Annotated in this window: 3 protein-coding genes; all 3 read right to left on the reverse strand. The window is 37.0% G+C overall.

Translation table 11 applies throughout. The annotated features are described in order from the left end of the window. Positions 1–1,097, reverse strand: a 1,097-nt coding sequence (locus tag ACWATR_RS38685; RefSeq protein WP_460345296.1) for a hypothetical protein, incomplete at its 3' end; no start/stop codon positions are given. A gap of 8 nt (positions 1,098–1,105) precedes the next feature. Continuing rightward, positions 1,106–2,461 carry a hypothetical protein gene (locus tag ACWATR_RS38690; RefSeq protein ID WP_460345299.1) on the reverse strand — a complete coding sequence of 452 codons (1,356 nt, stop codon included), beginning with the start codon at positions 2,459–2,461 and terminating at the stop codon, positions 1,106–1,108. A 65-nt stretch (positions 2,462–2,526) separates the two neighbouring features. After that, positions 2,527–4,354: type IIL restriction-modification enzyme MmeI (locus ACWATR_RS38695; RefSeq protein WP_460345302.1), on the reverse strand; the 1,828-nt coding region annotated here is incomplete at its 5' end.

A 4,354-nucleotide genomic window follows, 5' to 3' on the forward strand; every position in this document is an offset into this window, starting at 1 on the left:
TGAGACTCTATTCCATCCAAGAATTTGCTTTCGACATCTTTCAGAGCAGCCATAATACTATTGTCTGGTGCTGATAAAATTGAGTATTTTACTTCCCTTAAATAATCTGAAATATTTTGGCGTAGTTGTGGCTTAGATTGTGCAACCATGTGGTTATAATCCCAAACATCCCAAGCTAAAAAGCCTACAATTAAAATGGGATCAAGAAGTTGAGCGCCTGCTTTAGCAATAGCAGATGCCCCAGCTTTGGCAGCGATTTTAGAACCAGCTTTAGCCGCAAAATTAGCGGCTAATTTTAATCCAACAGTAGCTGTGGTAAAAGTAAATGCTTTTGTAAATAAATCACTATTGAAGCTATCTATTGCAAGACTTGATTGACTATTACCTGTATTGTAAATAAGCTGTGATATTTTAATTAAATGTTCTTTCCAGTCGGGATCATTGATTTTATATTGAGATTTAATTGTTAAAAATTGAATACTCATTGCTGAAGCATAAGCCCTACCGATTCTTTCTACTATCCGCTTGAAAGATTTTTCAGAGTCTTCGTTTAAAACTAATTCATGGAATTTATTATTGAAGTCTTGCGTCATTCTTTCTTTAACTATTTCTCCAGCAGTTAAATTTCTCTCTTCTTCGGTTCTAAATAGTTTTAAACTAGAATCTAGTTTAAATACTATCCAAGCAAAGGGAACACCAAATTCCATCAGTTTTTGATTACCATAACTAAAATACCAATTGAGAAATTTATCATCTACTTTTTGCATTAGTTCATTTTGCCAATCCTCTAACTCAGTAATTGCATAATTCTCAGAACTGTTGTACGCGTTTCTAACCGCATTAACTAAATGCTGGTCAATTTCGTACCAATCATTTGAAGGTTTAACGAGTTCTCTCGTAACTACCTTATCTAAACTTTGATCGAGTTCATCTCCATTATATGATGATGTAATTGGTTGCTCTAAAACTATTTTGTTATTAATAGTTTGAGCATGAACAGCAGTTATTTGCCCAGAGCCAGGAACAATACCAACCCAAACTAAAACAATAGTTGCTGCTAGTGAAATAAAACGCTGTAGAGATTTACTGTAAGACATTGACTTAATCAACTCAAATTTTCAGAAGTTAAATCTTGGGCTAAATCTAAAGATTGCTCTATGCTTTGTTGAATTTTCTCAACTACTGTCATAATGCCGTTGTCAGGATTATTTAGTAGAGAACCTTTTACTTCTCGCAGGTACTGAGCTAAGTTATCTCTCAAAATTGGCTTTTCAATACTAGCTGTATGGTGATTATCCCAAACATCCCAAAGTAAAATTCCTACTCCGACCGTAGAATCTAAAAGAACAGTACCTACCTTGCTTGCCAAAATACCACCTGTTTTTGCAGCAATTTTTGCGCCTGCTTTACCTGCAAGCTTTAAAACAACTTTACTACCGATAGTTGGTATCATTTTGATGATTAAAGGCTTAAAGGCTAAATAAGCTTCTCCAGCTAGAAGTGCTTTTCCCGTTAATTTTGATTTTTTGCCTTCAACATTCACAATATCAATAGATAAGTCATGAAGATAACGATTCCAATCAGGTTGAGAAATTTGCTGGTATTTAGGAATTAGGGTAATATTTGCATCAACTGCATTGAAATAGTGTTGAACTGTTTGAGTAGTGATTCTTTCTAAACGAAGTTGAGAAATTTGAGGGCGTAGCACTCGTTTAGCGAACTCTGTTTGAAAATCTTCAGTAATAATTTCTGCTATTCGCTCTTGTGATACTTGGCTATTAGGATTTAGCCAGCGCCCCATATTAGTTGCAATTCCACTAAAAAAGGCTTTGTATTCAATTTTCTTTTGATTAAAATAGCTAAAGTACCAATCCAAAAAGTTACTATCTACACGATTTATTAAGTCATCAGCCCACGCATCTAGTTCTTTAGATGCGTAATCTTCTGCACTTTTGTAAGCAACTTTCAGTTCTTTATGTACTGATTTTTTAACTAGATTCCAGTCAATGGCTTGTGGTGTAGGTTTAGCTGGTGTTACCAAAGCGGGTGGAGGACTTGAAGAAGTAGCTGGTGCTTGAAATGCTTTAGCTATAAATAATTGCCCAATCATGGGTATAAAAACTACAACAATTACTACAGCCCATAGCCAAGGTACTATCAATCTTAAATATTTGAAAAAAGCTTCACTCAATGGAAGCAGGCTCTGGATAGTACCAAAAGGTTGTATAGGAGTTTTTAATGATTCTGCTGGCTGTTGCTCTTCTTTAATATGAGTGGTTCCTAAATCCTTTATTTCATTAAATGCTAATATTTCTTCAGGAGATATATTTTTTGTTTGTAAGTTATCAGAAACAGTTAATTGAACATCGATTTCCTGTATGTCGGATGCTTGTTCATTAGATACATTTGTTGTTTCTAATAGTAATGGGTGAGAATTTATTTCGAGAGATTCTGGATTCATGGAAAGATGCAATTCCTAGTTTAGAAAGTTATTAATGTGCGAGAAAAACACTTGGGCTTACTTAATCACAAGCCTGGAATACTTGCAGATTCGTCTCCTGTTTTACGTGATTTTCTACCTTTGTTAGTATTCCCTTTTACTTTCCCTTTCTCAGCAGCCTTACCGCCTAAAATTTCAGCTTCGGCGCGTTGCTGATTGAGTTCGAGTAAACGGGCTAATACTTCGTCGTGAATTTCTTCGGGCCAACGGTAGCGCCAAGGCTTTTTTTTCTGACGTTTGCTGGTGTTTTCGTTGTCTTCTTCGTCTTCGTAGTCAAGCAGGAAGGTGCAGTCTGTGGAAATATCTATCCAGCCGTAAGCATCGAGGACAGCGCGATCCATTTGGGCGTGGAGTAAGTGTAGTTGTAAAATATCGGGTTGGCGTTCGTCGGGATCGTGGAAGCGGTTGTATGTGTCGGTGAGTCCCTGGTTGTTACGAACCATTAAGGCGGCACGGTATTCGTAGTAGGTTTGACCAGCAGTTTCTAGGGTGGGGTTTGTTTCCCAGTTTTCAGGGAAAGGGAAGGTTTGAAAACAGTCTGAGGGGGTGTAGCGTAAGTCATCTTTCATGGATGAACTGAAGAATCTTGCCCAAATTTCATGTATGCGAGATTGGAGAATTGCAAAAATCCCATGATTTTGAAAAGCTAAAATAGCTAAAGTATTTGCAAATACCATGTTTGATGGTAAAAATGTTAGTGATAAATGCGGTGTAGCACCACAATTTGTTACTAACACGCGATTAAGAGGTGCGATCGCTTTTCCTAAAGCAGGTGTACTTTCACCAAAACGCCACCAATACCGAGCGCGGATTTCACGGTTTTGTGCTAATCTTGCAGGTTTAACTTTTTCTTCTACAATCTTCATCAAATCAGAATATTCTCTAGCTTCAGTCTCACTCATTTCACCAAAATTAATCACATATCGATGATGTGTATTAGTTGGACTTGAGTTAACCTCTTCACCTCCGATATAAGGAAAAATTCTTTCTGCATTTTTAGGATTTTGTTCAATCAATCGGTGCATTTCTACAATGGGTGTAGCATCAGGATTAGAATCGTCAAATGTAAAACCCATTCCTAAAAGGATGCTACCTTGAAAGCTTTTATCAGCATTTACCAATAACACCTTTGGATTTTCATTGCCTCCTGCATGAAACAAAAACGCAGAAATTAAATTAACTTCTTTTCCATCTAGCAATTTTATCTTTTCGTATTTACCTTTAAAAACGTGAATAACACTCACGACAACCGCCGCTAAACCCGGCCACTTCATTCGCTTTTGAGCGTTGTAAATTGTACCGCCTTGCTCACAGATATATCTTAAACCTGTACTACGGGTATCACCTTGAGCAATAGTATTTGTAGCAATCAATCCAAAACATCCAGACTGGCGTAAAAGGCTAAACGAGCGCCTGAAAAAATGTGCTACCAAATCAGCATTTCCATGAGATTCGGGATTAACAACTTTTAACCAATCCTGATAACCAGAAGCATGAGCATTTATTGTTGTATTCTTCCCGGCAAATGGCGGATTCCCAACAATCGCATCAAACCCTGGATTATCTCTATCAAATACTTCAGGAAATTCAATTTCCCAATTAAAGGCCGGAACTGGTTTCTCACCATACCGCAATTCCGCACAAATTCGCCTGACATCTAAATCATCTTCTTGATTTTTCTGCCATTGGTAAAACTTCAACCATGAATTATCACGCTCATCCTTTCTCGCTTTATCTTTATCTTTGGCGAAAAATGAAGCAATAACCAAATCCCCTTTCAGTCGAATATCATGCAACTCTGTTTCTATATTTTTGTAAAAATCCCGTTTGGCTGCATAATTATCTTCATCTAAA

This window comes from Nostoc sp. UIC 10890 (genome assembly GCF_054786515.1).

What these genes read in the sequence shown, in the direction of transcription:
- ACWATR_RS38690 (WP_460345299.1), bottom strand. Translation starts at nt 2,461, where the DNA reads ATGAATCCAGAATCTCTCGAAATAAATTCTCACCCATTACTATTAGAA.